At 63.8% G+C, this 2,124-nt stretch carries 3 protein-coding genes and 1 tRNA gene; 1 reads left to right on the top strand and 3 read right to left on the bottom strand.

Annotated features, from left to right (window positions below):
- From A3764_RS08870 to rlmB, 3 genes are all read right to left on the bottom strand, one after another.
- A partial coding sequence (locus A3764_RS08870) for a CoA-binding protein (protein ID WP_067951493.1) occupies positions 1 to 440 on the bottom strand: 440 nt, incomplete at its 3' end.
- Between the two features lie 242 nt (positions 441 to 682).
- The gene (locus A3764_RS08865; RefSeq protein WP_067927183.1) at positions 683 to 1,018 is read right to left on the bottom strand and encodes a hypothetical protein; all 336 of its coding nucleotides are present in this window, start codon (positions 1,016 to 1,018) and stop codon (positions 683 to 685) included.
- Between the two features lie 9 nt (positions 1,019 to 1,027).
- The gene (gene rlmB / locus A3764_RS08860; RefSeq protein WP_067927186.1) at positions 1,028 to 1,804 is read right to left on the bottom strand and encodes a 23S rRNA (guanosine(2251)-2'-O)-methyltransferase RlmB; all 777 of its coding nucleotides are present in this window, start codon (positions 1,802 to 1,804) and stop codon (positions 1,028 to 1,030) included.
- Positions 1,805 to 1,917: 113 nt separating this feature from the next.
- Between rlmB and A3764_RS24610 the strand changes: the two genes are divergently transcribed.
- Positions 1,918 to 2,001: transfer RNA gene (locus A3764_RS24610), tRNA-Tyr, on the top strand.
- Positions 2,002 to 2,124 lie beyond the last annotated feature (123 nt).

Here is a 2,124-nt window from a genome sequence, read left to right as displayed (position 1 = left end):
GCGAAACCGCCCATGCGCAACTCGCCGAAAAGGCGCTGGTATTCGATCTTGGGGCAGCGATCCTGGATCACGTCGATCCCCCGCGCCTCCGCCTTGGCGGCGGCCTCGGCATGGGTCACGCCGATCTGCATCCAGATGGTGCGCAGATCCGGGCAATCGGCCAGCGCCTCTTCCACCACCTCCGGCACCGCCTCCGACCGGCGGAAAATATCGACCATGTCGACGCCCTCCCCCGCCTCGGCGAGCGTGGCGACGACCGTCTTTCCGAACAGCGTTTCACCCGCATAGACCGGATTGACCGGCACCACGTCATAGCCCTTCAGCGCGAGGTATCGCCCCACGTAGAAGCTGGGCCGCACCGGATTGGTGGAAACGCCCACCACCGCGATGCGCCGCGTCCTTTTCAGTACGTCCCTGAGGTGTTCGTCCGAATAGCCCATGCCAAATTCTTAGCCCGCAGCGGCCCCGAACGGAAGCGCGCAAAAAAAGGCGCCCCAAGTCGTGACCGGGGCGCATAGGTACGGAACGAGGGACAGTAGGGTGTCGCGCGGGGTTCCAGATCGCGCGTCCTGTAATTGAGGTAGGTATTGATGAGGCGGATCAAAGGCCTTGGGCGCCGGGATGTTCGAATTCGGACGGAAATGCGCCGGTTTCCGCCGATTTTCCGTCCTTTCGGCGGGGATCAGTCAAAAATGTCCTCGACAATATCGAAAGCTTCCTCAGCGAAATGGCGCAGCCATGATTTGCGTGGTTTGCGCTTCGCGACCTTCCGGGCCTGTTTTTTCGGCGCGGAGTCGTAAGGGGCGCGGATCCGCACGGGCTTTTCCTTGCGCTGCACGGGCGCGGGCTGGTGAGAGATGGCGGGCCGCGCCGGGGCGCTTTCGCGCGGCATCTGCTTGAGCTGCCGCAGCGGGGCGCCGCAGCTTGTGCAGGTCAACTCATGCCGGGCCTGATCCAGCGTCAGGACGGTACGGCTGGCACAATAACAGCAGGTCGCGATCTTCGTGGGATAGGCCACGCGGTCTCCTTAACGGTGTTCTTTCGTGGCATATAAGGCGATTGCCGCCGCATTGGAGACGTTGAGCGACCCGAATGTGCCCGCCGCGTCGATCCGTACCAGCATATCGACGGTGTCGCGGGTCTTTTCCCGCAGGCCGGGGCCTTCGGCACCCAGAACCAGCGCGATGGGCCGGTCCATGCGCCCTTCCACCGCGCTTTCTACGGTTTGCTCCGCCTCCCCGTCGAGGCCGAGGACAAGGTAGCCCATGTTCTGCAGGCTGCGGATGGCATCCGCTAGGTTGCGCACCCGCAGATAGGGCTGCCGTTCGAGCGCGCCGCTCGCCGTCTTGGCCAACGCGCCGGTTTCGGGCGCCGCGTGATGGCGCGTGCCGATGACCGCCGAAGCGCCCAGCACCTCTGCCGAGCGCAGGATCGCGCCGACGTTATGCGGGTCTGAGACCCTGTCCAGCAGCAGCACCCGGGGTGCCGCATCGCCGATGCAGACATCTTCCAACCGGCCCCAGTTGAGCGGTTTGACCTCCAGCACCGCCCCCTGATGCACCGATCCCGGATCGATGGGCGGGCGGAACTTGCGCGGGTCCACGACTTCCGCCGTGATTCCGGCCGCGTCAATCGCATCCTGCAGCTTGACCTGGGCATTCGGTGTCACCATCAGGCGCAGCTTTTCCCGCGCCGGATTGGCCAGCGCATCGCGCACCGCGTGCAGCCCGAAGAGCCAGAGCGTCGCGTTCGCCTCGGCCTTCTTTTCCTGCTCTTTCTGGACGACCCACTTGGGCTTTTTCATCTCTCGCACCTGCATGTTCCGAGTGGACGATGCGGCTTCGTTTTCGCCTTGACGCACCTTTGGCCCGCTAGTAATCACGCCCCCACGTCCGGCGCAATGCGTCGCGGCGCAGTGGGCGACAGGCCGCAAGGTGTGGCAGGGGACTGTAACTCCCTCGCGGAGACGCACGCCTGGTTCGATTCCAGGGTCGCCCACCACTTTCCCTAAGACCGATGACTCCGACTGAACAACCCGCAAGTGGACCATGATATTCGGCCCCCAGCCCATTTCTGTCTGTCGCGGTACGGTTTTCACTTTTTTCCAACACACTCTAATTGAAT

This window comes from Sulfitobacter sp. HI0129 (genome assembly GCF_001635395.1).
In the GTDB taxonomy this organism is placed as follows: Bacteria; Pseudomonadota; Alphaproteobacteria; order Rhodobacterales; family Rhodobacteraceae; genus Sulfitobacter.
The sequence above is the reverse complement of the archived record's forward strand: the minus strand, read 5'-3'. Positions and strand labels throughout refer to the sequence as shown.